Origin of the sequence: Pseudomonas sp. RW409, from assembly GCF_003184125.1 — a bacterium.
Classification (GTDB): Bacteria; Pseudomonadota; Gammaproteobacteria; order Pseudomonadales; family Pseudomonadaceae; genus Aquipseudomonas; species Aquipseudomonas chlororaphis_I.
Genome location: NZ_QHHP01000042.1, coordinates 150978 through 177072, shown reverse-complemented (window position 1 = coordinate 177072; position 26095 = coordinate 150978). Strand labels below are relative to the sequence as shown.

Annotated in this window: 19 protein-coding genes; 11 read left to right on the top strand and 8 right to left on the bottom strand. The window is 63.9% G+C overall.

Annotated features, from left to right (window positions below):
* Positions 1 to 44: 44 nt before the first annotated feature.
* Positions 45 to 6419 (bottom strand): retention module-containing protein, encoded by a 6375-nt coding sequence (locus DK261_RS27785; protein WP_110177047.1) that lies wholly within the window; start codon positions 6417 to 6419, stop codon positions 45 to 47.
* A gap of 272 nt (positions 6420 to 6691) precedes the next feature.
* Between DK261_RS27785 and DK261_RS32980 the strand changes: the two genes are divergently transcribed.
* The 4 genes from DK261_RS32980 to DK261_RS27765 are packed head-to-tail and all read left to right on the top strand — an operon-like array spanning position 6692 to position 11912.
* On the top strand, positions 6692 to 6949 hold the full coding sequence (locus DK261_RS32980) for a hypothetical protein (protein ID WP_135006320.1): 258 nt from the start codon (positions 6692 to 6694) through the stop codon (positions 6947 to 6949).
* 59 nt (positions 6950 to 7008) lie between these two features.
* Positions 7009 to 8367, top strand: coding sequence for a TolC family outer membrane protein (locus DK261_RS27775; protein WP_009047639.1), 1359 nt, complete (start codon positions 7009 to 7011; stop codon positions 8365 to 8367).
* 19 nt (positions 8368 to 8386) lie between these two features.
* Complete coding sequence (locus DK261_RS27770; RefSeq protein ID WP_039967835.1) at positions 8387 to 10546, top strand: type I secretion system permease/ATPase; 2160 nt, start codon at positions 8387 to 8389, stop codon at positions 10544 to 10546.
* A gap of 10 nt (positions 10547 to 10556) precedes the next feature.
* On the top strand, positions 10557 to 11912 hold the full coding sequence (locus DK261_RS27765) for an HlyD family type I secretion periplasmic adaptor subunit (RefSeq protein ID WP_016702292.1): 1356 nt from the start codon (positions 10557 to 10559) through the stop codon (positions 11910 to 11912).
* 128 nt (positions 11913 to 12040) lie between these two features.
* On the opposite strand, the gene DK261_RS27760 is transcribed toward DK261_RS27765, so the two are convergent.
* Positions 12041 to 12658 carry a tRNA-uridine aminocarboxypropyltransferase gene (locus DK261_RS27760; protein ID WP_038630972.1) on the bottom strand — a complete coding sequence of 206 codons (618 nt, stop codon included), beginning with the start codon at positions 12656 to 12658 and terminating at the stop codon, positions 12041 to 12043.
* 10 nt (positions 12659 to 12668) lie between these two features.
* Positions 12669 to 13562: a LysR family transcriptional regulator gene (locus DK261_RS27755; RefSeq protein WP_009047635.1), complete on the bottom strand. Its 894-nt coding sequence runs from the start codon at positions 13560 to 13562 to the stop codon at positions 12669 to 12671.
* A gap of 383 nt (positions 13563 to 13945) precedes the next feature.
* Between DK261_RS27755 and speB the strand changes: the two genes are divergently transcribed.
* The 6 genes from speB to DK261_RS27725 all read left to right on the top strand — a co-directional run bounded on the left by speB (position 13946) and on the right by DK261_RS27725 (position 19546).
* Positions 13946 to 14896, top strand: coding sequence for an agmatinase (gene speB, locus DK261_RS27750; RefSeq protein WP_007920678.1), 951 nt, complete (start codon positions 13946 to 13948; stop codon positions 14894 to 14896).
* Positions 14897 to 14905: 9 nt separating this feature from the next.
* The gene (locus DK261_RS27745) at positions 14906 to 15328 is read left to right on the top strand and encodes a nuclear transport factor 2 family protein (protein WP_009047633.1); all 423 of its coding nucleotides are present in this window, start codon (positions 14906 to 14908) and stop codon (positions 15326 to 15328) included.
* Positions 15329 to 15382: 54 nt separating this feature from the next.
* Positions 15383 to 16894, top strand: a complete 1512-nt coding sequence (locus tag DK261_RS27740) for a cytosine permease (RefSeq protein WP_110177045.1) — start codon at positions 15383 to 15385, stop codon at positions 16892 to 16894.
* 140 nt (positions 16895 to 17034) lie between these two features.
* Positions 17035 to 18414: a sodium:solute symporter gene (locus DK261_RS27735; RefSeq protein ID WP_016702295.1), complete on the top strand. Its 1380-nt coding sequence runs from the start codon at positions 17035 to 17037 to the stop codon at positions 18412 to 18414.
* 83 nt (positions 18415 to 18497) lie between these two features.
* Positions 18498 to 19223: an MBL fold metallo-hydrolase gene (locus tag DK261_RS27730; protein ID WP_009047629.1), complete on the top strand. Its 726-nt coding sequence runs from the start codon at positions 18498 to 18500 to the stop codon at positions 19221 to 19223.
* Positions 19224 to 19294: 71 nt separating this feature from the next.
* Positions 19295 to 19546: a hypothetical protein gene (locus DK261_RS27725; protein ID WP_009047628.1), complete on the top strand. Its 252-nt coding sequence runs from the start codon at positions 19295 to 19297 to the stop codon at positions 19544 to 19546.
* Between the two features lie 171 nt (positions 19547 to 19717).
* On the opposite strand, the gene DK261_RS33690 is transcribed toward DK261_RS27725, so the two are convergent.
* Both DK261_RS33690 and DK261_RS27720 read right to left on the bottom strand, forming a co-directional pair.
* Positions 19718 to 19846 carry a PA1414 family protein gene (locus tag DK261_RS33690; RefSeq protein WP_009042667.1) on the bottom strand — a complete coding sequence of 43 codons (129 nt, stop codon included), beginning with the start codon at positions 19844 to 19846 and terminating at the stop codon, positions 19718 to 19720.
* 138 nt (positions 19847 to 19984) lie between these two features.
* Positions 19985 to 20866 (bottom strand): LysR family transcriptional regulator, encoded by an 882-nt coding sequence (locus DK261_RS27720; RefSeq protein ID WP_041987047.1) that lies wholly within the window; start codon positions 20864 to 20866, stop codon positions 19985 to 19987.
* Between the two features lie 104 nt (positions 20867 to 20970).
* Here DK261_RS27720 and DK261_RS27715 point away from each other — a divergent pair, with 104 nt between their 5' ends.
* On the top strand, positions 20971 to 22131 hold the full coding sequence (locus tag DK261_RS27715) for an MFS transporter (protein WP_110177043.1): 1161 nt from the start codon (positions 20971 to 20973) through the stop codon (positions 22129 to 22131).
* A gap of 8 nt (positions 22132 to 22139) precedes the next feature.
* On the opposite strand, the gene DK261_RS27710 is transcribed toward DK261_RS27715, so the two are convergent.
* From DK261_RS27710 to DK261_RS27700, 3 genes are all read right to left on the bottom strand, one after another.
* Positions 22140 to 23063 (bottom strand): DMT family transporter, encoded by a 924-nt coding sequence (locus tag DK261_RS27710; protein WP_009047625.1) that lies wholly within the window; start codon positions 23061 to 23063, stop codon positions 22140 to 22142.
* A gap of 152 nt (positions 23064 to 23215) precedes the next feature.
* Positions 23216 to 24664 carry an NCS1 family nucleobase:cation symporter-1 gene (locus DK261_RS27705; protein ID WP_009047624.1) on the bottom strand — a complete coding sequence of 483 codons (1449 nt, stop codon included), beginning with the start codon at positions 24662 to 24664 and terminating at the stop codon, positions 23216 to 23218.
* Positions 24665 to 25101: 437 nt separating this feature from the next.
* Positions 25102 to 25938: a S1 RNA-binding domain-containing protein gene (locus DK261_RS27700; RefSeq protein ID WP_023968236.1), complete on the bottom strand. Its 837-nt coding sequence runs from the start codon at positions 25936 to 25938 to the stop codon at positions 25102 to 25104.
* Positions 25939 to 26095 lie beyond the last annotated feature (157 nt).

Below are 26095 nucleotides of genomic sequence, written 5' to 3'. Positions count from 1 at the left end.
CCGGCGCCAGCCTCGCTCGAGGCTGGCGCCGGGCCCGTCGGGCCTCAGACGGTATCGACCTTCAGCGAATGGTCGTTGAGCATGCCGTTGATGATGGTCGCGGTATCCGCGCCACCGGCGATCACCCCACCCGCGCCCGGCGTCACCCCGTAATGCGCCGCCAGGTTGACCCCGGCCAGGTCGATGGTCTGGCTCGGCGTGGCCCCCGCCGCCGCGCTGACATCGATGCTGGTGACCAGCGACGGGCCGCTGCCGGTGACGGTGAAGTGCAGGTAGTCATCCAGCGATGCGCTGCTGGCGTTCTCGCCTTGCAGCAGTTGCGACAGGTCGAGCTTGTCGGTGCCCGGCGTGAAGTCGGTGACCAGGTCATGCCCGCTGTTGCCCTGCTGCCACTGGAAGGTGTCGCTGCCGCTGCCACCGGTCAGGGTGTTGTTGCCCAGCCCGCCGATCAACAGGTCGTCGCCGCCACCGCCGTTGAGCACATCGTTGCCCAGGCCGCCGGTGATGATGTTGGCGTTGCTGTCGCCGGTCAGGCTGTCGTTGTAGTTGGAGCCCACCAGGTTTTCGATGGCGGCCAGGATATCGGTGCCGGCACCGCCGGTGTTCTGCGCACCGAGCAGCGCGAGGTCGACCGTGACCCCGGCACTGGCATGGGCGTAGCTGGCGGTGTCGTTGCCCGTGCCACCGTCGAGCAGGTCGTTGCCCGGCCCGCTGAACAGCAGGTCATTGCCAGCGTCGCCATGCAGGGTGTTGTTGCCGCTGCCGGCGATAAGCACGTCGTTGCCGTCGCCGGCATTGATCAGGTTGTCGCCGCTGCCGGCCAGCAGCACATCGTCGCCAGCGGTGCCGGTCAGGGTATGGCCGCCCTGATAGCTGATGCTCACCGCCGCGCTGTCGCTGCCGCCATGGCTGTCGCTGGCGGTGTAGGTGCCGTGGTAATCCGGCGTGGATTCCTGGCCGCCGGCGTAGTTGACGGTCATGGTCAGTTGGTAGTTTTCCGAACCGTTGGCGTTGCCGCCGCTGGGGTTGGTCAGGTTGGTGATATGGATCTGGTAGGTGCCGTCCGCCCCCGCGGTGAACGAGCCACCGTCGGTAATCGCGGTGTAGGCCCCGCCATTGAAGGCGTACTCCATGCCCACCCGGCCCGCCGTCAGGTTGTGATCCAGGTTCAGGGTCTCGCCCTGCTTCAGGTTGACGCTGATCACATCCTCGTCGTTGTCATTGCCGTTGTTGATGCTGCCCAGGAAGCCGCTGATCACCACCGCGGCCGTCATCGCCGCCGTATTGGCATTGAACGAGGCCCGGGCGACGGTCAGGGTCTGGTTGGACCCTCCGGTGAAGCCGATGGTCTGCAGGCTGCCGGCGGTAAAGTCCGCCCCCGGGGACAACCAGCCGGTGTTGAAGCTGGTCGGCGCGGCCGTCAGCGGATCGCCGTTGGCGTCGCTGTCGTTGGCCAGCAGGGCATCGGCCGGCACCACGATAGTGCCCGACAGAATGTTGGTGATGATGTGGTCGTCGCCCGCCACCGGCGCCGCGTTCGGGTTGACCTTGACCACCAGGGTCGAGCTGGCCAGGTCGCCGTCGTTGTCGCTGACGGTGAAGCCGACCGTCTCGGTCAGCACCACGCTGGTGATTTTCTGCGAGGTGTAGGTGTAGTCGCCCGTGTCGAGTTTCACCACCAGCGTGCCGCCATTGTTGGTGGCGATGCTGAGGCTGTTGTCCAGGGTGTTGAAGGTGCCGTGGTTGACCCCGCCGCTGAAGCTCAGCGAGCCCTGGTTGCCATTGCCGCTGGGGTCATAGGTGTAGGTGGTGCCATCGACCACCAGGGTCTTGATGAAACCGCCGTCGGCGCCGAACGAGCCGCCTTCGCCGAGCAGCGAGCCGGTGACCGGGGTGCCCTGTACCGTACCGGCCAGCACCGAGTCGAGCTGGTTCAGGTCGGTGACCACCACGGCATTGGTGTCGATATGAGTACTGCCGTCATAGGCCAGCGGGTCGAGGTTGCTGTTGCTGACACCGCTGCCCAGGCCGATTGCATAGTTCTTGATGCCGTTGGCGTCGAGGAAGGCTTTCCAGGCGGTCTCGTCAGCCGTGCCGATTTCCTGGCCATCGGTGGGCTTGCCGTCGGAGAAGAAATAACCGACGTTCTGCGCGCCGCTGATCTGGCCACTGGTGCCGAACGCCAGCTTCGCCGCGGCTACGGCCGCATCGTAGTTGGTGCCGCCGCCCGCGCTCAGTGAGGCAATGATCGACTTGGCCGTCGCCACATCGACCCAGATCGGCGTCTTGTCCGTGGCGCTGCTGCTGAAGGTGACGATCTGCACCTTCACATCGCCCATGTCGTCGTACTTGTCGAGCAAGGTGCTGATCGCCTGCTTGGCCAGCTCCAGGCGCGACAGGCCGGGGACGCCCGACGGATCGGCCATGCTGCCGGAGACGTCGATCACCAGCAGCAGGTTGGAATCGACTTCCAGCGCGGTGACCGAACGCTCGCTGGCGACCGCCTGGGGCACATCGTCGACGATGCTGATCTGGATGGTGCTAGTGGTGGTATTGCCCACCGCGTCGGTGGCCTTGTAGGTGAAGCTTTCGCTCAGCACGTTGGGGCCGTCGTTGGCGGTCGGCGAGGTTTTCGGCGCCGAGGTCAGGGTGTAGCGGTAGGTGCCGTCGGGGTTGAGCAGGATCTGCCCGTAAGTGCCAGTGGCGCTGCCGACCAGGGTGTAGGTGATCGCCCCACTGCCGCCGATGACCGAGCCGACCAGGGTGCCGGTGGCGGTTTCGCCGGTATTGCCCGGGTCACTGCCGATCACCGTGCCGGCCGCCAGGTCCTGGCCATCCTTGTTCAGGTCCAGGGCTTTTTCGAAGACAGTGACATCCTGGTCAGTGACCGCCCTGAGCTCGTTGCCGCAGATCTGGATGGTGATGGTGGTGGTGCTTTCATCGCCGTCCGCGTCACGCACGGTGTAGACGAACACATCCTCCGAATCGGGAGCGGTGACCGAGTTCGGATAGCTGTGATAGGTCGCGTTGCCGAAGGCGTCCAGGGTCAGCGTGCCATACAGGCCGTTGATGGTGGTGTTCAAACCGCCAATGGCCGAGGTCGAGGTATCGCTGCCGGCGCGCACGCCGACCACCGCGCCCGTGGCTGCCGGCCCATCGGCTCCCCCAACGTCGTTACCCAGCACGTTACCGCTGATGGTGGTGCCTTCGTCGGCCATCACCACGTCAGGATTCGCGGTGGGCAAGTCATCGACGATATTCACATCGATCACCCCGGAGGCACTGCTGCCGTCGCCATCGCTGGCGAACACAGTGAAATGCTCGGCGATGCTGTTGGCCCCCAGCCCCGTCGGGTGATTTTCATTGTCAAGCAAGGTGTAGCTGTAACTGACGACACCGGTGCTGGCGTCGTAACCGTTAATGGTCAGGACGTTGCCCAGGGCGGTCATTATCGATTGCGGGAAGCCCGCGGCCACTCCGCCGGTCACCACATTGATCCCGCCCACGGTCAGGGTTTGCAGGCCGTCCGGCGCGCTAACGGCGAAGAAGCCGCTCTGGGTCAAGGCCGGGGCATTGGGGCTGGTACCGTCGCTGAGGTGCTTCTCGTAGACCGTCAGCTCGCCACCCGGGACATCCAGGCAGTAGAGGGTCACGCAGTCATCGTTGTTATGGATGTCCAGCACCAGGTTGGCGGTGCTGGAGTCGCCGTCGGCGTCGGTGATGGTGTAGGCGAAGGTCTCCGTGCCGTTGCCATTGCCGTACAAGGCCTTGAAGTCGGCATCCTCGGCATTGAGGGTATAGGTGTAGGTGCCATCGGCTGCGAGAACCAGGGTGCCGTAGGTGCCGGTGAAGGTGCCGGCGGTGACTGGACCAGTAGGTACCCGGTCGGCGCCTTGTATATCGTTGGTCAGTACGTTGCCACTGAGCACCAGCTGGCTTTCCGAGGCGACGCCGTTGCTGTCATTGACCGCTGTTGGCAGGTCATCCACCACGTTCACATCCAGCGAACCGCTGGCGGTGCTGCCATCGACATCGGTCGCCAGCACACTGAAATGTTCGCTGAGGCTGTTGGCGCCGTTGGCGGTTGGGTGATCCTCGTTGTCCACCAGGGTGTAGCTGTAGCTGATCACCCCGGTAGCCGCGTTGTAGCCGGTGATGGTCAGGGTATTGCCCAGGTCGGTGGTGATCGATTGGGGGAAGCCCGCGGGCACCCCGCCGGTCACCACATTAACTCCGCCTACGCTCAGGCTCTGCAGGCCGTCCGGCGCGGTCACGGTGAAGGTGCCGCTCTGGGTCAGCGCGCCTGCATCCGGGCTGCTGCCATCTGACAGATTCTTCTCGTAGACCGTCAGTTCACCGCCGTTGCTGTCCAGACCATTAAGGGTCACGCCGTCGTCGTTGTTGTGCACCTGCAACACCAGGTTGGCGGTGCTGCTGTCACCGTCGGCATCGGTCAGGGTGTAGGTAAAGGTCTCGGTGCCGCTACCGCCGCCCTGAAGGGCGAGGAACGCTGAATCACCAGGGTGCAGGGTGTAGGTATAGGTACCGTCGGCCGCCAGTACCAGGGTGCCGTAGGTACCGTTGAAGGTGCCGGCGGTGATCGGCCCGCTGGGCACCCGGTCGGCGCCCTGTACATCGTTGGTCAGCACATTACCGCTCAGGGTCAGCTGGCTTTCCGAGGCGACACCATTGCTGTCGTCGACCGCCGTCGGCACGTCATCGACCACATTGATATCCAGCAGGCCACTGATAGTGCTGCCGTCGACGTCCGTGACGGACACCGTGAAACTCTCACCCAGCGCGTTGCTACCGTTGCCGGTCGGGTGCGCGTCATTGGCGGCCAGGGTGTAGCTATAGCTGACCACGCCAGTGCCGGGGTCGTAGCCGGTGATGGTCAGGGTATTGCCCAGGCCGGTGGTGATCGATTGAGGGAAGCCCGCAGCCACTCCGCCGCTGACCAGGGAGAGACCGCCGACCGTCAGGTTTTGCAGGCCGTCGAGCGCCGAGATGCTGAAGGTGCCGCTCTGGGTCAGCGCGCCCGCATCCGGGCTGCTGCCGTCCGCCAGGTGCTTCTCGTAGACCGTGACCTCGGCGCCTTCGAGGTTGAAGCCGCGAATCACCACCGGATCGTCGTTGTTGTGCACCTGCAGCACCAGGTTGGCGGTGCTGCTGTCACCATCGGCATCGGTCAGGGTGTAGGTAAAGGTTTCAGTGCCACTGCCGCCGCCCTTGAGCGCGAGGAATGCCGGATCGCCAGTGTGCAGGGTGTAGGTATAGGTACCGTCGGCCGCCAGCACCAGGGTGCCGTAGGTGCCATTGAAGGTACCGGCGATGATCGGTCCGCTGGGCACCCGGTCGGCGCCCTGCACATCATTGGTCAGGACATTGCCAGTGAGTACCAGCTGGCTTTCCGAGGCGACACCATTGCCGTCGTTGAACGCCTGGGGCACATCGTCGGTAATGTTGATGTCCAGCGAGTTGCTCGCCGAATCGCCATTGCTGTCGCTGGCCAGCACGGTGAAATGCTCGCTCAGGTTGTTGGCGCCATCGGCGGCGGAATGGATTTCGTTGCCGACCAGGGTGTAGCTATAGCTGACCGTACCCGTGGCAGGATCGAAACCGGTGATGGTCAGGGTGTTCCCCAGGGCAGTGGTGATCGACTGGGGAAAGCCCGCGGCCACCCCGCCACTGACCACGACGATCCCGCCCACACTGAGGTTGAGCAGGCCGTCGGGCGCGGAAACACTGAAGGTGCCGTTCTGCACCAGCGCCGCCGGATTGCTCGCCGAGCCTTGGGGCAGATTGGCTTCGCTGAGGGTCAACTCGCCATTGGCGACCGACAGGCCGCCCAGGGTGACCGGGTTGTTCGGTGGGGGTGGCGGTGCGATACCGCTGTCGTCGCTTGGCGGTACCGCGGCAATCCGCTCAGGCACGAATTCGGGAATTCCGTTGAAGCCCGCGGTGGGGAAACCAATGACCGGCTCGACCCGACCCGCGACTTCTTCAAGCAGTACAAAGGTGTGCCCGCCGCCCAGGGCGCCGGCGGTGCCACCCGTGGCACCGGGGCCGGCCGCCGTGGCTTCGCCGGTTTGCGTCGGGTCGGCACCGGCAGCAATGGCTTTCTGCAGTTGCTCGACATCGGTCAGCTGCGCCGCGCTGGGGGTCACGGCTTCCGGAGTCTGTACATGGGGCGCCTGGTGCGCCAACAGTTGCGGAGTCAATTGCAGGCTGCTGTCGCGCCCGAGGGTCAGTTCCTGGCCGTTCTGCAAATGCACGGCCACCGCGCCTTGCGCACCGGTCACCAGTTGATCCCCTGCGAACAGACGATCGCCTTCTATCAGGACGCGCCGGCTGCCATCCGCCGCGACCACTACTACCTGCCCGATTACCTTACTGACGACGCCGATCAACTTAGCCATGAGCACTTCCTCCGCTGCCGACCGCTATCGGCATCTGGTTGCACGGAAAAGTGCTATGGCGTTATCGGGTCAGCGACGGGAAACGCCAGCCTGAAGGCTCGCTGATGTCTGCTCAGTCGAACCTGCGCACCGGCCTGTCCCTCTCGCTCGTCCCTCGCTGGCCTGCTGTTTCTGCCGAAGGCAAAACCGAATGCAGTCAAGCGCATTCCGGCTCCGGACAGCCCTCCCGCGAAAGTCGCGACACGGATTAAAACACTGCAAGTGACAAAAAAATGTCGCTCAAAAATCCGTATCGCACCCTCCTCACCGCTCCTTTCCCGCCCTATGTCGCAAATTTTGTTGAACCTTTTCAAGTCCCCAAAAAGCTCCCTAGAGCCTATAAATACGGGGCTTTCGAACTGAACAATGTGCTGGATTTCACAGAGTGCATAAGTTTTTTTCAGCATAAGGCTTATGAAAAATTCTTCTTAGCTTCCGCTCAGGATGTTCTTAGCTCTGTTGTTACAAGCCTGAAACGGTTTGACCTATAAATTTCGTCATTTTTTTGGCGACTGCAAAGCACCATACATGGACCAGGGAGATGTACCTCATGCGCGTTTTTACCCCCCTCAGTAGCGCGATTTTATTAGCCATGGCCTGTATTCATCAGGCCCAAGCCATGTCTCTGACGGAGGCGATTCAAAGCACGCTGGACAACCACCCGGAACTGCGCGCGAGCCAGAACAACCGTCTGTCGGCTGATGAGGACGTCAAGGTCGCCAAAGGGGGCTTCTATCCATCGCTGGACCTGAATGCTGCCTATGGCCGTGGCTACAGCGACAACACCACCACGCGCGCGTTGGGCAACCATCACACCGAGACGCTGACCTATACCCAGTCGGAGTTGCGCCTGCGGCAAATGCTCTTCGACGGCTTCAATACCGCCAACGAGGTCGGGCGCACCCAGTCGGTCTCCAACTCGCGGGCCTACTACACCCGCGGTACCGCCGAGAGCCTGGCCCTGCGCACCATCGAGGTGTACCTGGAAGTGCTCAAGCGCCGCGAACTGGTGACCCTGGCCAAGAACAACCTGCAGGCGCACCTGCGGGTCAACGACCAGATCAGCCTGCGCAGCGAACGCGGTGTCGGCAGCACCGCCGACCTCGACCAGTCCAAGGCCCGTCGCGCCCTGGCGGAAAACAACTACGACACCGCGCAGGTCGACCTGGCCGATGCCGAGGCCAACTTCTTCAGCGCCGTGGGCCGTATGCCCGACGAACTGGAAAGCCTGCCTTCGGTGCGCGGCGAGATCCCCGCCAGCCTGCCGGACGCCCGGCAGAGCATGCTGGAGAACAACCCCTACCTGAAATCGGCCCAGGCCGACGTGCACGCGGCCGAAAGCCAGTACGAGGTCGCCAAGTCGCCGTTCTACCCACGCTTCGATGCCGAGGCCGCGGTGGGCGCCAACGACAACGTGCAGGGCGACAAGGGCCACGACAATGAATGGCGGGTGGGCGTGGTGATGAACTACAACCTGTTCCGCGGCGGCAGCGACAAGGCCCGCCTGCAATCGGACGCGCACAAGATCAACCAGGCCATGGACATCCGCAACAACGCGCTGCGCATGCTCAACGAGAACATCACCCTGGCCTGGAACGCCATGCTCAACGCCAAGAAGCAGACCCCCACCGCTCGCGAATACGCTGAAACCACCACCCGCGTACGGGCCGCCTACCAGGACCAGTTCGGTCTCGGCCAGCGCACCCTGCTCGACCTGCTGGACAGCGAAAACGAGCTGTACAACGCCAACCGCCGCTACACCGAAGTGCGCTACACCGAGGAGTTCTCGATGTATCGCGTGCTGGCGAACATGGGCGAGCTGTTGAACAAGGAAAAAGTCGTGGTGCCAGCCGAAGCGATCGCCCAGACCGAAGTGAAGAGCGACGCCCGTCTGCCGGAGATGCGTTAAGTCCTCGGAGGACTTCAATGTGACCAGCATGGAACCCGGGAGCTCAGGCGTCGATCCGCGCCTGAGCTTTGATGACCCGTTGTTGGACGGATTGCTGATCCTCTGCAAACTGCATGACTGCACCGTCAGCCGTGCCAGCCTCAGCGCGGGGCTGCCCCTGGCCCAGCAACGCCTGAGCCTGGACCTGCTGCCCCGCGCCGCGGCCCGCGCCAGCCTGCAGGCGCGCCTGCTGCGCCGCGAGCTGTCGGCGATTTCCAAGCTCAACCTGCCGGTGCTGCTGATCCTCAAGCATGGCCGCTGCGCGGTCCTGCGCCGCTGGGGCGATGACGGCCAGGCGCTGATCCTGCCCAGCGAAGCCGAGGGCGGCGAACAGTGGGTCAGCCAGGCGGAGCTGAATGACGACTACAGTGGCCAGGCGCTGTTCGCCCGGCCACGCCATGAACTGGAAGAACTGCGCAATTCCCTGGTGCCGCGGGTCGAAGCCTGGTTCCGCGACACCCTGAAACTCTCGCGCTGGCTGTACAGCGACGCGATCCTCGCCAGCCTGTTGATCAACCTGCTGGGGCTGATGGTGCCGCTGTTCGTCATGCAGACCTACGACCGCGTGGTGCCCAACCAGGCCACCTCGACCCTCTGGGTGCTGGCTATTGGTCTGTTGATCGGCACTGGCTTCGAGCTGGTGCTGCGGGTGGTGCGCGCCCATCTGCTGGACAGCGCCGGCAAGCGCACCGACGTGATCCTCTCCGCCACCCTGTTCGAGCGCATCACCGGCATGGCGATGAAAGCCAAGCCGGCGACCATCGGCGGCTTCGCCCAGAGCATCCATGACTTCCAGGGCCTGCGCGAGTTTCTCACCGCCGTGACCCTGACCAGCCTGATCGACCTGCCCTTCGCCGTCCTGATGCTGCTGGTGATCGGCCTGCTCGGCGGCTGGCTGGTGGTGATTCCGCTGCTGGCGTTTCCCCTGACCATCGTCTTCGCCATGCTGATCCAGGCCCGCCTGCGCGACACCGTGCAAAAGAGCCTGAGCCTGGGCGCCGAACGCCAGGCGCTGCTGATCGAGACCCTCGGCGGCCTGGAAACCCTCAAGGCCTGCAGCGCCGAAAGCGAACGCCAGCACCGCTGGGAAAGCACCCACGGCGCCCTCACCCGCCTCGACAGCCACGCGCGCAATCTCTCGGCCCTGGCCACCAACGGCACCCTGTTCATCCAGCAGTTCTGCGGCATGGCGACCATAGTCGCCGGGGTCTACAGCATCATCGCCGGCAACCTCAGCGTCGGCGCGCTGGTGGCCACCTACATGCTCGGCAGCCGGGTCCTGGCGCCGCTGGGGCAGATCGCCGGGCTGATCACCCGCTACCAGCAGGCGCAACTGACCATGCGCAGCACCGACGCCCTGATGGCCCTGCCCCAGGAGCGCGATGCCCGCCAGCGCCCGCTGGAACGCACGCAACTGCAAGGCGCGCTGGCGCTCAATCAGGTGACCTTCCGTTATCAGGGGCAGAATGCCGCGGCCCTGAGCAATATCAGCTTCAGCATGCAGCCCGGCGAACGCATCGGCATCATCGGCCGCAGCGGCTCCGGCAAGAGCACCCTGGGGCGCCTGGTCATGGGTTTCTATGCCCCCGAGGAAGGCCAGTTGCTGCTGGACGGCCTCGACCTGCGCCAACTGGACGTGGCCGACCTGCGCCAGCAGATCGGCTATGTCGCCCATGACCTGCCGCTGCTGGCCGGCAGCCTGCGCGACAACCTGACCCTCGGCGCCCGCTATATCAGCGATGCACGCATGCTCGAGGTCGCCGAGCTGACCGGAGTCACCGAACTGGCCCGCCAGCATCCCCAGGGCTTCGACCGGCCGGTGGGCGAGCGCGGCCAACTGCTGTCCGGCGGCCAGCGCCAGGCGGTGCTGCTGGCCCGAGCGCTGCTGCTGGACCCGCCGATCATGCTCCTGGACGAACCCACCAGCGCCATGGACAACAGCAGCGAAGACGCCCTGCGCCAGCGCCTGCACGCCTGGGTACAGGGCAAGACCCTGCTGCTGGTGACCCACCGCACCTCGATGCTCAGCCTGGTGGACCGGCTGGTGGTCCTGGACAACGGGCGGATCGTCGCCGACGGGCCGAAAGAAGCGGTCATCGATGCACTGCGCAAGGGCCGTGTCGGCTCTGCGGCGGTCTAGGAGTCGCCCCATGCCTGCCTCATCGCAATCACGCGGCTACTTCGCCAGCCTGCGCAAAAGCGCGGAAAGCGAGTTCATGCCCGAAACCGCCGGTGCCTCGCTGCAGGACTCGCCCCGCGGCTCGCGCATTGTCGTCTGGCTGACCACCGGGCTGCTCATCAGTGCCCTGCTCTGGGCCAAGTTCGCGGTGCTGCAGGAGGTGACCACCGGCGAAGGCAAGGCCATTCCGTCGAGCAAGGTGCAGGTGGTGCAGAACCTGGAGGGCGGCATCGTCACCGAGATCTTCGTGCGTGAAGGGCAGATGGTGAACAAGGGCGACACCCTGCTGCGCCTGGACGACACGCGCTTTTTGTCGAACAAGGGCGAAAGCGAGGCCGACCGCTATGCCTTGATGGCCCAGGTCGAACGCCTGTCCGCCGAAGCCGAGGGCCGGCCGTTCAAGCCATCCGACGAGGTGGTGGCCAAGGCGCCGCAGGTGGCGGAGGACGAACGCTCGCTGTACGAACAGCGCCAGCGTCGCCTGGCCAGCGAACAGCGGACCTTGAGCGAACAGCTGCGGCAAAAGACCCAGGAGCTGGCGGAGTTCCGCTCGAAACAGGGGCAATTCAGTTCCAGCCTGGCCCTGCTCAACCAGGAGATGAACATGTCGGCGCCGCTGGTAAGTACCGGCGCGGTGTCACCGGTGGAGATCCTGCGTCTCAAGCGCAGCGCGGTGGAGATCCGCGGCTCGCTGAATGCCACGACACTGGCCATTCCCCGGGCGGAATCGGCGATCAACGAAATCCGGAGCAAGATCGACGAGTCCGAACAAGGCTTCCGCTCCGACGCCGCCAAGGAGCTCAACGAGAAACGCACCGACCTGTCGAAAATCACCGCCTCGAGCATCGCCATCGACGACCGGGTGACCCGCACCACCGTGACCTCGCCGGTGCACGGGGTGATCAAGCAGCTCAAGGTCAACACCATCGGCGGCGTGGTCCAGCCGGGCAGCGACATGCTGGAAATCGTGCCGCTGGAGGACAACCTGCTGATCGAGGCCAAGGTACGGCCGCAGGACGTGGCCTTCCTCCATCCCGGGCAGAAAGCCATGGTCAAGTTCAGCGCCTACGACTACACCATCTACGGCGGCCTGAGCGCCAAGCTGGAACTGATCGGCGCCGACACCATCACCGACGACAAGGGCAACAGCTTCTACCTGATCCAGGTGCGGACCGACAAGAACCACCTGGGCGGCGACCTCAAGCCGCTGCTGATCATCCCCGGGATGGTCGCCACGGTGGACATCATCACCGGCGAGAAAAGCGTGCTCGACTACCTGCTCAAGCCGGTGCTCAAGGCGCGGACCGAGGCGATGCGCGAGCGTTAACCTGTAGCCGCTGCCGCAGGCTGCGACCGACCGCGAAGCGGGCGTCAATCAGGCGCCTCGGTCTTTCAGATGGTATGAGGTATGGCGTTTTGGGCCGCTGCGCAGCCCATCGCAGCCTGCGGCAGCGGCTACAGGGAGTCGTCTTGCGCCCGCAGGTGGTTACGCTGATAGGTGTCCTCCCCCATCGCCGCAATCTGCCCGTCGATCAAGGCCTCGAAAGGTTTCAGCAAGGGCTCGAACGAGGTTGGCGCCTCCAGGGTCTGCAGGGCCTGGACGATGGCTTCGATGGTCGACAAGGCCCCCGGTCCCGGCGCCTTGCGCAGCCGGTAACGGGACACCGCGCCTGCGGCCAGGGTCACTCGCGGCAACGCGGCCAGCAGCGGATTGAGGTGCAGCAACTTGCGCGCCTTGCGCCAGGTGCCGTCGGGTACCACCAGCAGCAAGGGCTGCGCGTCCGGCGTGCTGGAATAGGCCTGCAACGGCTGCGCGTCTTCCGCCGGGAACAGCAGGCGCGCCTGATACCCGGGGCAGTTCAACAGCTTCGGCAGGTCGTCAAACACCTCCCCCACGATCAACTCGGCATTGTTCAGCCCCAGCGCCGCCAAGCGCGCAGTATTCAGCGCGTGGTTCACTTCGCTGGGATGCTGCAACAGCAGGATCCGGGTGCGACTGTCCAACCGTGGAATCAACGGGCACAGGCAATGGGTTTTCGGGCGCAGGCAACGCGGGCATTGGGTTCTGGACACATCGGCCTCCTCAGACCTGGTTGAGCTGCGCCTTGAGCAGGTCGCGGAACGTCTGGATCAGCGGCTCACGGCTACGCCCGCGGCGCACGATCATCGAAAACGGCGCCTGATAGCCGAAGGTGGCCGGCAGCAGCACGCGCAAGTCGCCCTTGTCGGCCCAGGCCTGGGCGTAATGCTCCGGCAGGTAGCCGATATAGGCGCCGGACAGCACCAGGATCAGCTGCGCCTCCATGCTCTCCACCGTCGCCGCGCTGTGCTTGAAGCCATGGCGCGCCAGTTCGGCCTGGCTCCAGTAGCCACGGCCGACCATGCGCTGCTGGGTGATCACCTGCTCGGGAATGCGCCGTTCGTTGAACAGCGGGTGCCGGCTGCTGCAATACAGCCAGTGCTGCTCGCGGTACAGCGGCATGTACACCAGCCCGCTCATGCGCGTGGAGAACGCGCCGATGGCCAGGTCCAGGCGGTTGTCCTGCACGCCGAGCTGCAATTCGTAGGGGCTGAGCACCGACAGATGCAAGTGCACCGCCGGGTGTTCCTGGCTGTAGGCGCCGATGGCTTCGGCGAACGGCAGGGCCTTGTCGCTCACCGTCGAGTCGATCACCCCCAGGTTGAGGGTGCCGCGCAGTTCGCCCTTGAGCGCCGCAGCGTACTGCTCGAAGCCCTCCAGCTCGCCCAGCAGGCGCAGGGTTTCCTGGTGGAACAGCTCGCCCTTGCTGGTCAGGCTGAAACCGCCGCGGCCACGGTGGCACAGGACCAACCCCAGGGCCGACTCCAGCTGGCTCATGTAGGTGCTGATGGCCGATGTGGAGAGGTTCAGTTCGTGCTGGGCATTGGCGAATCCCTGATGCCGCACCACGCTGACGAAGATGCGCAATAGTTTCAGATCAGGTAAAGCGTTGGCCATGGGAGCTCCACAAGGAAAATCGACAACGGGGATCGAGTGTCAGGGTCATCCTGCCCCATCGGCGTTCCTCCATAGAGAATCTGGCGATCTTGATTATGGCTGCCATGCAGCCAATCGCGGGCAAGCCTCGCTCCTACAGGACCGTGCGTTTCTGTAGGAGCGAGGCTTGCCCGCGATTGCATCAGCCCTGACGCCACCCACCCTCGACAGCGGGAAGTCTATCCTCTAGCGCCGCCCTTAGTTTAGAAAAATCTGAACTAAGTATTTGCCCGTAGCGATTCTTCCCGCCCACTACATTTCGCAGAATCGGCCCCACTCGGTTTCGCCGGCACTCATTGCTGCGCTGAAAACCCCATAAATAAAACAACGATGAGGCCAATCCCGTGGACAAGATTCTCCACCAACCACTGGGCGGCAACGAAATGCCGCGCTTCGGCGGCATCGCCACCATGATGCGTCTTCCCCATGTACCTACTCCGGCTGGCCTGGATGCCGCCTTTGTCGGCGTCCCGCTGGACATCGGCACCTCGCTGCGCGCCGGCACCCGCTTCGGGCCCCGTGAGATCCGTGCCGAATCGGTAATGATCCGTCCGTACAACATGGCCACCGGCGCCGCGCCCTTCGACTCGCTGAACGTGGCCGACATCGGCGACGTGGCCATCAACACCTTCAACCTGCTGGACGCCGTGCGCATCATCGAAGAAGCCTACGACGGCATCCTCGAGCACAACGTGATCCCGCTGACCCTGGGCGGCGACCACACCATCACCCTGCCGATCCTGCGTGCCATCCACAAGAAACACGGCAAGGTCGGCCTGGTGCACATCGACGCCCACGCCGATGTCAACGACCACATGTTCGGCGAGAAAATCGCCCACGGCACCACCTTCCGCCGCGCCGTCGAAGAAGGCCTGCTGGACTGCGACCGCGTGGTGCAGATCGGCCTGCGCGCCCAGGGCTACACCGCCGAAGACTTCAACTGGAGCCGCAAGCAGGGTTTCCGCGTGGTGCAGGCCGAAGAGTGCTGGCACAAGTCGCTGGACCCGCTGATGGCCGAAGTGCGGGCAAAAGTCGGTGACGGCCCGGTGTACCTGAGCTTCGACATCGACGGCATCGACCCGGCCTGGGCGCCTGGCACCGGCACCCCGGAAATCGGCGGCCTGACCACCATCCAGGCGATCGAGATTGTCCGTGGCTGCCAGGGCCTCGACCTGGTCGGCTGCGACCTGGTAGAAGTCTCGCCGCCGTACGACACCACCGGCAACACCTCGCTGCTGGGCGCCAACCTGCTGTATGAAATGCTCTGCGTACTGCCGGGCGTGGCGCGTCGCTGAGGCCCGGCCATGAACGAGCGCGAGCAGGTTCTCAAAGCCGCCGCCGAGCTGGTGGCGGCCTTCGCCCGTAACGATCGCGAAGCCTACTTCGGTGCGTTCAGCGTTGACGCCAGCTTCGTCTTCTACACCCTCGCCCAGCCCCTGCTGTCCCGCGACGCCTACCAGGCGCTGTGGGACAGCTGGCGCCGCGAGGATGGCTTCGAGGTGCTGTCCTGCACTTCGAGCAACGCGTTTGTCAGCCTGCTGGGGGACACCGCGGTATTCATTCATGACGTCGCCACCGAGCTGCGCATGCAAGGGGAGCAACACTTCAGCCAGGAGCGCGAGACCATTGTTTTTTGCAGACAAGGGTCCGGCACACAACAACAAGGCCTATGGCTGGCCTGCCACGAACATTTGTCCGCAATGCCGGAAGGGCTGCCACCCCCTTAGCCAGAAAGGTGACGCTCACACACGATGAGCGCGCCTTTGTGATCGGAGCAGATCATGAATAACAACAACAAAGAAAAAAGCCTTAGCAGCATCGAAACAAACGGAGTCGAACAGATTCCCGACCATGAACGCGACGCCCGGCCCAGCGACCTGTTTCGCCTGATCTTCGGCGGCGCCAATACCTTTGCCACCGCCGTGCTCGGCAGTTTCCCGGTGCTGTTCGGCCTGTCGTTCCAGGCGGGTGTCTGGGCGATCGTGCTGGGCGTGATCCTGGGGGCATTGATCCTCGCGCCCATGGGCCTGTTCGGGCCGATCAACGGCACCAACAACGCGGTCTCTTCCGGTGCGCACTTCGGCGTGCACGGACGGATCGTCGGCTCGTTCCTGTCGTTGCTTACCGCCATCGCCTTCTTCTCGCTCTCCGTGTGGAGTTCGGGGGACGCCCTGGTGGGCGGCGCCAAGCGCCTGATCGACCTGCCGGAAACCGACCTGACCCTGGGCCTGGCCTACGGCCTGTTCGCGATCCTGGTACTGACGGTGTGCATCTACGGCTTCCGCTTCATGCTGTGGGTCAACCGCATTGCCGTATGGGCGGCGAGCCTGCTGTTCCTGCTGGGGATCTTCGCCTTCGCGCCGGCCTTTGACAGCCAGTTCGCCGGGACCGTGGCCCTCGGCCAGGCGGGTTTCTGGGCGGCCTTTATCGGCGCCGCGCTGGTGGCCATGAGCAACCCGATTTCCTTCGGCGCGTTCCTCGGCGACTGGTCGCGCTATATCCCCCGCGAAACGCCGAAGGGCCGGATCATGCTGGCGGTGATCGCCGCGCAGATCGCCACCCTGATTCCCTTCCTGTTCGGCCTGGCCACCGCCACCATCGTGGCGATCAAGGCACCCGACTACATCGCCGCCAACAACTACGTCGGCGGCCTGCTGGCGGTCTCGCCGAGCTGGTTCTTCCTGCCGGTGTGCCTGATCGCGGTGATCGGCGGCATGTCCACCGGCACCACCTCGCTGTATGGCACCGGCCTGGACATGTCCAGCGTGTTTCCGCGGGTGCTGTCGCGGGTCAAGGCGACCCTGCTGATCGGCGTGCTGTCGATCGCCTTCATCTTCATCGGGCGCTTCGCCGCCAACCTGGTGCAGAGCGTGTCGACCTTCGCCGTGCTGATCATCACCTGCACCACCCCGTGGATGGTGATCATGCTGATCGGCCTGCTGGTGCGTCGCGGCTTCTACTGCCCCGACGACCTGCAAGTCTTCACCCGTGGCGAGCGAGGTGGCCGCTACTGGTTCCAGCATGGCTGGAACTGGCGTGGCCTGGGGGCCTGGATCCCCAGCGCGCTGGTTGGCCTGTGCTTCGTCAACCTGCCCGGGCAGTTCGTCGGTCCGCTGGGCAACCTGGCCGATGGCATCGACATCAGCCTGCCGGTGACCCTGGGCCTGGCCTCGCTGGTGTACCTGGCCCTGCTCAACCTGTTCCCGGAACCGCCCGCGGTCTACGACCCCAATGATCCACGCAGCAAGAGCACGGATTCGCTCGGTAAACCGGTCATGCGCCAAGCCGCCTGACTCAAGCATGACCTGTAGCGGCAGGCTCGCCGGCAATCACGCCTCACACGACGGGTCCGCCAGACCGCGTCGCCTTGATTGCGGCAAGCCTCGCTTCTACAGCAAGCCACTATAAGAAAGACAATCGGAGACACGCCATCATGGCTTTAGATCTACTCGTCGTACTCATCTATGCCGCCGGCATGCTGGTGCTCGGCTATTACGGCATGCGCAAGGCCAAGACCCACGAGGACTACCTGGTAGCCGGCCGCAACCTGGGCCCGACCCTGTACATGGGCACCATGGCCGCCACCGTGCTGGGCGGGGCCTCCACCGTCGGCACCGTGCGCCTGGGCTATGTCCACGGTATCTCCGGTTTCTGGCTGTGCGCGGCGCTGGGCCTGGGCATCATCGCCCTCAACCTGCTGCTGGCCAAACCCCTGCTCAAGCTGCGGATCTTCACCGTTACCCAGGTCCTGGAAAAACGCTACAACCCGATGGCCCGCCAGGCCAGCGCGGTGATCATGCTGGCCTACGCGCTGATGATCGGCGTGACCTCGATCCTCGCCATCGGCACCGTGCTACAAGTGCTGTTCGGCCTGCCGTTCTGGATCTCGGTGCTGCTGGGCGGCGGCGTGGTGGTGATCTATTCGGCGATCGGCGGCATGTGGTCGCTGACCCTGACCGACATCGTCCAGTTCGTGATCAAGACCGTCGGCCTGATGTTCATCCTGCTGCCGATCTGCCTGTACCGCGTCGGTGGCTGGGATGAGCTGGTGGCCAAGCTGCCGGCGGCCAGCTTCAGCTTCACCACCATCGGCTGGGACACCATCGTCACCTACTTCATGATCTACTTCTTCGGCATCCTGATCGGCCAGGACATCTGGCAACGGGTGTTCACCGCCAAGACCGAAAAAGTCGCGCAATACGCCGGCACCGTCGCCGGCTTCTACTGCATCCTCTACGGCCTGGCCTGCGCCCTGATCGGCATGGCCGCGCACGTCTTGCTGCCGGACCTGGACAACGTCAACAACGCCTTCGCCGCCATCGTCAAAGCCTCGCTGCCGGACGGCATCCGTGGCCTGGTGATCGCCGCGGCCCTGGCCGCCATGATGTCCACCGCCAGCGCCGGCCTGCTGGCCGCCTCCACCACCCTGACCGAAGACCTGCTGCCCAAGCTGCGTGGCGGCAAGCAGTCGAGCCTGGGCATCAACCGCCTGTTCACCCTGCTGACCGGCATCCTGGTACTGGGCATCGCCCTGGTGGTCAACGACGTGATCAGCGCCCTGACCCTGGCCTATAACCTGCTGGTGGGAGGCATGCTGATCCCGCTGATCGGCGCCATATTCTGGAAACGCGCGACCACCGCCGGCGCCATCGCCAGCATGGGCCTGGGCTTCCTCACCGCCCTGGCGTTCATGTTCAAGGACGGCCTGGATGCCAACACCCCGATCTACTACAGCCTGGCTGTCGGCCTGATCAGCTTCGTGGTGGTGAGCCTGCTGTCTCGTCGTCCGGCAACCCTGGCCAACGCGATCTAACCTCAGGTCAGACGCCGTACATTTTTCTTCGGCGGGTGCAGCGTCGGTGGCTGCACCCGTTTTTTTCGCCTGGAGGAAAGTCGATGAAGATTGTCAGCCGCGACCGCTGGTTCGAAGTCAGAAGCCTGAGCGACGGGATTCGGCTGATCCACGAGCCCTATATCCGGCCGTTCTATCGCTGCAACCTGTGGCATATCCAGGGCCGCGACAGGGACTTGCTGCTGGACAGCGGCTCCGGCCTGGTCAGCCTGCGCGAGCAGTTGCCCTGGCTCACCGAACGGCCCTTGCTGGCGGTGGCCAGCCATTGCCATTTCGACCATATCGCCGGACATCACGAATTCCCCGAACGCCTGGTGCACCCGGCCGAGGCGCAGATCCTCGCCGCGCCCGACGGCGCCAATACCCTGTCTGCCGCCTACGTTGGCGACGCAATGTTCGAGGCCCACCCGGATTGCCCGTTGTGCTACGCCGAATATCGGGTCAAGGCCGCCCCGGCAACGCGCCTGATCGAGGAAGGCGACGTGCTCGACCTGGGCAACCGTAGCCTCCAGGTGCTGCATACGCCCGGTCACTCCCCCGGGGGGATCAGCCTCTGGGAAGCGGCCAGCGGCACCCTGTTCAGCGGCGACATCATCTACGACGGTCCGCTGGTCGAAGACGCCTATCACTCCAACCTGGAGGACTACGCCACCAGCCTGGAACGCCTGTACCAGCTGCCGGTGCGTACTGTGCACGGCGGCCATTTCGGCAGTTTTTCGGGAGCGCAGCTGCGCACGATGATCGAGGATTGGATCCGTCGGCACCCCTGAAGCTGTGCTGTACTGCACACAATCCCGCCCGCTTCAAAGCCCCTGCGCAGGCCCCTGGCGAAAAGAGCGACATGAATAGAGCCGAAGTCCGACAAGCCGTGCATGACTTCATCAGCCGCCTGCTGGATGGCAATGACGGATTTTCCGACGACGTGAGTCTGCAGGAATTGGGGTTGGACAAGCAGGATATCGAGGACCTGATCTTCCACCTGGAAGATGAGTTTGGAGTGACCGCCTTCACCCACGAAGAAGACCAGATGCTCAAGGCGGCGAACAGCGCCAACGACCTGAGCCGGTTTCTGCTGACGATTTCACGGCGCTAAGGATTTCACGGCGCTGGGCGCCATTGGCGGGTTGCGAGTTGACGGGTTTGAATCAGAAGGCGGCAACCGATCGCGAGTGAACCTGCCCTCGCGCGGCTGAAAAGTGACGGGAGCAGGCTGAAAAGTGACGGGAGCAGGCTGAAAAGGCCTGCTCCACTCCCGAGCCGATGGTTAGCGGCGACGCTGTTGCCGACGCCGTTGTTCGTCGTCTGTGCGAATTGGCACCGGCTGCAATGGCGGCTCGATCAGTCCCAGTGCGACCCCGAGGTCGTGAAGCCAGTTTTGCAGTTTCTCTTTCATAGTGCCCCCCTTAAGGGTCGTGCCCAGCGGCAGGGTTCAGGAGCCGCTTAGCTCTGATAATAGCGCTAAGTTCCGCGCATTGCTCAACCTGGATGGCAATGATCTGTTACCGGATTAATCTGAATCAGCCCGCCCGTTTCAGGCCGTCGCCCGCAGATCCGTCTGACTCGCCTGTTGCAGCTCGATCCAGGCATTGAGGTTGGCACCGAGCATGCCCTTGCGCCACATCAGCCAGGTGGTGGCACTGGCGAACGGCTCGGCCAGCGGATGGACCGCCACGCTTTCGCGACCGGGCAGGCTGGCGAGCATCGACTCCGACATCAGCGCCACCCCGGAGCCGGCAATCACGCAGGCCAGCATCCCCTGATAGGACTCGATTTCTATCGCCCGCCCCATGGCCGCATGATAGTGGGCGAACCACGACTCCAGGCGCAGGCGATACGAACAGCCGCGACGAAAGGTGAACACCGCGCGCCCTTCGACATCCCGGGCGCTGCGGATCGGCGGATGATCCGCCTCGCTGATCAGCACCAGCTTTTCATCGCACAGCGGCACCCCGTCCAGGCTGGCCAGCTCCAGAGGGCCGTCCACCAGCACCGCATCCAGGCGCCCGGCCAGCAGGCCTTCGAGCAACTCGCTGCTGGGCGCCGATTGCACCTGCAGGTTCACCGCCGGGTAGGCGCGGTGGTAACGCGCCAGCAGCGCCGGTAATTGAATCGCCGCCGTGCTGTACATGGTGCCCAGTACGAAATCCCCGGCCGGCTGACCGCCCTGCACTGCCCCATGGGCCTCATCGCGCAGGGCAAACAGGCGCGCGGCGTAATCGAGCAGTACCTTGCCCGCTGGCGACAGTTGCAGCCGCTGCCGTTCCCGCAGGAACAGCTCGACGCCCAGTTGCTCTTCCAGTTGCTTGAGCCGCGTCGACAGGTTGGACGGCACCCGATGCAGGCGCTCGGCCGCCCGGGTGATGGAACCTTCCTCGGCGACCGCCTGGAAGATGCGCAACTGGCTGAACTCCACGACCATTCTCCAAAAACGAACAAGTTACTCAATATTATTCATTTTTATAGAAAGTCAATCAGTCCTAGCCTGACGGTCATTGCCCACTCGACGGAACCCGGACCATGTCACCGCTGATTCGCTTACTCGCCAGTTTCATTGCCCTGATGATGGCCATGGGCATTGGTCGCTTCGCCCTTACCCCGCAACTGCCGCACCTGCTGAGCGAAGGCCAGGTCGACCTGACCGACACCGGCCTGATCGCCGCCGCCAACTACCTGGGGTATTTCATCGGCGCGCTGGATGCCATGTTCGCCCGCCGCCCAGCCCAGGTCCGTCGGCGTTTGTTGGGCGGGCTGTGGCTGTGCGTGCTGCTGACCCTGGCCTCGTTCTGGGCCAACGGCTTCTGGGCGCATGCGGTATTGCGCTTCGGCACCGGAGTGGCCAGTGCCTGGGTGATGGTGATGATCGCCGCCCTGAGCCAGTCGCTGGCCCTGGCCACCGGCCGGCCACGCCTGGGCGCCCTGGTGTTTGCCGGGCCCGGGCTGGGGATTTTCCTAACCGGCCTGCTGGCCCTGGGCTCGAACCTGCTGGGGCAAAGCTCCGCGACCCTGTGGCTGGTGTACGCCGCGGCCGGCCTGCTGATGCTGCTGGTGATCCTGCCGATCCTGCCGCAACCTGCCATGCCCGCACTGACCGCCCAGATGCCACACGCCTCGAGCCACAGCGGCATCCCCCGCCTCGGGCTGGTTTATGCGCTGTACGGCCTGGGTTACATCATCCCGGCGACCTTCCTGTCACAGATGGCCAGCGCGCGCTTTCAAGGGCAATGGCAGGCCGACCTGTTCTGGCCGTGCTTCGGTCTGGCGGCAGCCATCGGTGTGGGGCTGGTGAGCCTGCGCCGGCACAGCCCGAACGCCACCCGCCACTGGCTGATGGCGACCTTGTGGCTGCAAGCCGCCGGGGTCTTCGCCTGCCTGCTGGGCAATGGCGCTGGCCTGGCGCTGGGGGTGATGCTCTGCGGCACGCCGTTCCTGGCCTGCATGCAACTGGTGATGCAGCGCTCGCGGGAGCTGGCGCCCCACACCACCCAGCGCAACGCCGGTTTGCTCACGGCCTGCTTCGCCATGGGCCAGTTGAGCGGGCCACTGCTGGCAGCCCTGAGCAGCCATTTCAGCGGTGGCCTGCAACCGGCGCTGATCGCCGCCGGCAGCAGCCTGCTGCTGGCGGGGGTCTTGCTGTTGAGCCAACAACCGCTTGCCCGGGAGTGCCACGCCACCGCCTGAGCCTGGGGTTACAGCAAACTGCGGATCCGTCGGCGCAGCCACTGTTCGGCGCTGACGAAGGTGATGCCCAGCAACACCAGCACCGCACCGATCACGAAGTTGAGACTCAGGGGTTCGCCCAGCAACAGGACCCCGAAGGTGACGCCGAACAGCGGCGTCATGAAGGAAAACACCGCCAGGTTAGCGGCCAGGTAACGGCGCAGCAGCCAGAACCAGGTCAGGTAGCTGAAAAACGACACCACCAGCCCCTGGAACAGCACGCTGGCCACCGCCACCGGGGTCAGGCTGACATGGGTGACCTGGCCGCTCAGCACGGCGATCAGCAGCAGGCCGACAAAACCGACGATCAACTGATAGAACAGGGTCAGGGTCGCCGGCGCCTCGGACAGGCGCGACGCGCGCACCACCACCGTGGTCGCGCCCCAGGCCAGGCCGGCCAGCACGCCCAGGGCATCGCCAAGCAGCATGCGCGTGTCCAGGTTATCCAGCGAGATGCCGCCGGCGAAGGCCACGCCGATGCCGACGAACGCCAGCAGGATCCCCAGCCATTGCAGGGGCCTCAGGCGTTCGCTGGGCAGCAGCCAGTTCACCCCCAGCGCGGTAAAGATCGGCGCGGTATAGAGAAACACCGACATGTGCGCGGCGCTGGTGAGCTTGAGCCCTTCGGCGATAAACAGGAACTCCAGGCCGAACAGGCTGCCGGCCAGCAAGCCGCCGCGCCAGGTACTGCCGATCTGCGACCAGCCGCCCTTCCAGCACATCAGCAAGGCCACCAGCAGCGCCGAAATGCCCGAACGGGCGGCCGCCTGCATCACCGGCGCGATATCCGCCGCGGCCCACTTGATCATCACTTGCTGTACGCCCCAGATCAGGCACAGCCCCAACATCACTTGCAGTGCAAAACCGTCGGCGCTGCGCCGCTCGATGCTCACCGCAGCCCCTCGGGCAGATTCATAGACATGGCAGTTACTCGACAGAAACGACAAAGCCCCGGAACCGGTCCGGGGCGAAGAATTAATGTGCTGTCGATTATCAACCAAACGGACAGAAAAAAACGCCTGGAAAAAGACCTTTATCCTGACCCTCAGCTCAAGGCCGTCGGGCTCAGCCTCAGGGATGGCGAGGCCTCATGGCGCGCGAGGAGGAAAAACAGCGCGCCACCGAGGAAACACCCGGTGAACCAGGCGAAGTTGGCCATCGGCTGCAATGCTGGCGTGAAGGTGATCGCCACGCCCACCAGGGTCGCCGGCACCAGCGCCTTGACCGCGGTCCAGTTGACGCCGCCGCTGTAGTAATAACGCCCGTCCGGGCCGTCGTTGAACAGCGAGTCGACATCGATCTGCTGCTTTTTGATCAGGTAGTAGTCCACCAGCAGAATGCCGAACAACGGGCCGATAAAGGCGGCCAGCACGTCGAGGGTGTAGTGGATCACCTGGGGGTTGTTGAACAGGTTCCAGGGGGTGATGAAGATCGACGCCAGGGCCGCGATCATGCCGCCGGTGCGCCAGCTGATCCGGCTCGGGGCGACGTTGGCGAAGTCGAAGGCCGGCGAGACGAAGTTGGCGACTATGTTGATGCCGACGGTGGCAGTGACAAAGGCGAAGGCGCCGAGCAGCACCGCGACGTCGTTGTCGATCCGCGCCACAGTGGCGATCGGGTCATGGAGCATTTCACCGAACACCGGCAAAGTGCCGGAGACGATGACCACGGTCACCAGGGAGAACGCCAGGAAGTTCACCGGCAAGCCCCAGAAGTTGCCGCGCCGCACATCCTGCATGCTGCGGCAGTAGCGGCTGAAGTCGCCGAAGTTCAGGGTCGGCCCGGAAAAGTAGGACACCACCAGCGCCGTGGCGACGATCACCTGGCCGAATGCCTGCCAGCCCGACAGCGACTTCTCCCCAAGGGTGAAGCTGATGTTGCTCCAGCCCGCCTTCCACACGATCCAGCCGGCAAGAAGGAACATCACTGCATAGACCACCGGACCCGCCCAGTCGATAAAGCGCCGGATCGATTCCATGCCGGCCCAGAACACCAGGGCCTGGACCAGCCACAGCGCCAGGAAACCGAACCAGCCCAGGTAGGACAGCCCGGCAAAATGCGGCTCGGCATAGGCCGCCATGGCCGGGAAAAAGCGCAACACCACGATGATCAGGGCGCTGGACGCCAGGTAGGTCTGGATCCCGTACCAGGCCACCGCGATCAGGCCGCGGATCACCGCCGGGATATTCGCCCCGAACACGCCGAACGCCAGCCGGCAGATCACCGGGTACGGCACCGCCGCCTGCTGGCTGGGCCTGGCCACCAGGTTGGCGATCAGTTGCACGATGCAGATCCCCGCCAACAGGGCCACCAGCACTTGCCAGCTGGCCAGCCCGAGGGCGAACAGGCTGGCGGCGAATACATAACCGCCGACGCTGTGCACGTCGCTCATCCAGAAGGCGAAGATGTTGTACCAGTTCCACTTCTGCGGCAGCGGTCCCAGGTCCTGGTTGTACAAGCGCGGGCTGTAGCCCTTCGGTAGTTGCTCGGTCATTGCAAGGCTCCTTGTTGGACAGGCTCTGCCCCCGCGATTGACCTTGCGACCACACTGCGTACGGGAGCCGGCATGATTTGTATACGAAGCGCTACGCAGAATGCGTGCCATACCGGAAAAAGCTGTAGGCGAACGGCGCTAATCGCTTGTCCATCAAGGGCTGAGGCTTGGCTACACAAAGATGATCAGCAGGCGGAATCAGAAGCAGGCATGCCCGTTGGCTGTGCATGACTGCCTGATATCAGTGCATCGACAAGGGGTGATCGATTGTATACAGCGCCTTTGCGAGTGTTCGGATACACCGGCCCCGACTCCCGCCTCAAGCAGCCAGAAAAAAGGCAATAAAAAACCGCTGCCGGAACCGGCAGCGGTTGTTCGGTAATGCCCTCGTGGCGCGGTCGTGATCTTCGACTGCACCTACGCCCGGGAGGAACGGATCAGGTCAGCTCAATGCGATCGGCATGAATAACGATCTGGCCATTCTTGTACAAGGCGCCGATGGCCTTCTTGAAGTTGCCCTTGCTGACACCGAACAGTCCACTGATCACCGTTGGATCGCTCTTGTCGCTGACCGGCAGTGTGCCGTTGTTTTCCCGCAACTTGGCGAGGATCTTGGCGTTCAGGCTGCTGGCCAGTTCTTCGCCCACCGGTTGCAGGCTGAGGCTGATCTTGCCATCGGCGCGGATCTCTTTGATGAAACCCTTTTCCTGTTTGCCCGGACGCAGGAACTTGAACACTTCGTTCTTGTGGATCAGGCCCCAGTGCTTGTTGTTGATGATCGCCTTGAAGCCCATGTCGGTGCTCTCGGCCACCAGCAGATCGACTTCCTGGCCGACCTTGTAGGTCACCGGAGCCTTGTCCAGGTAGCGGTCCAGACGGGCCGTGGCGGTGATGCGACGGGTGTGCTTGTCGAGGTAGACGTGCACCACGCAATACTCGCCGGCGGTCAGTTGGCGCTTTTCCTCGGAGTACGGCAGCAACAGGTCCTTGGGCAGGCCCCAGTCGAGGAACACACCGATGCTGTTAACTTCCACGACTTTAAGACTGGCGAACTCACCGACTTGAACTTTTGGTTTTTCGGTAGTTGCAATTAACTTGTCGGCGCTATCCAGATAAACAAAAACATTCAACCAGTCTTCATCTTCACTGGGAATATCCTTGGGAATATAACGATTGGGCAGCAATATTTCGCCATCCGCCCCGCCGTCCAGATATAAACCGAAGTTAGTGTGTTTAACCACTTGCAAACTGTTGTAGCGCCCGACTAAAGCCATTTCCAATACCCTCATTGCGTGGGCGGCATTCTACCCGTTTTTCCGGGCCTGGTTGGCCCGAGTCGCCGGATAGCAGCGGATATTTTCCTGAATGCCTTGATTTTTATGGCTTTGCGCCAGCAACCGGTTCCGCCCGTCAGGCCAACCGGCAGCGGCT